1 pseudogene is annotated in these 269 nt (G+C 65.8%); it reads right to left on the reverse strand.

Annotated elements, in window-relative coordinates:
* Positions 1-269: pseudogene (locus tag AC0L3U_RS39465) on the reverse strand (alpha/beta fold hydrolase); the annotation flags it as partial.

Below are 269 nucleotides of genomic sequence, written 5' to 3' on the forward strand. Positions count from 1 at the left end.
CGGACTCGGCCGGCATGTATCCGTCTTCGGGGCCCCACACCACGAGCGTGGGGGGACGGTGCTCGCGCAGATACGCCTGATAGCGCGCGAACCAGCCGAGATTCTCCTCCAGCTTCTCCATCAGCCCGACGCAGACCTGTCGGCGCACTGGCGTGTCCATGAGTGGCCAATGAAGCTTCCAGAGGTCGGGCGGCACCCGGGCAGCGACGTCGTCCGTCACTTCGCCAACGAACTCCGCACGAAAGCCATCCTCGCTAACAGCCTCCTCG

This window comes from Bradyrhizobium sp. Kon69 (assembly GCF_055807515.1).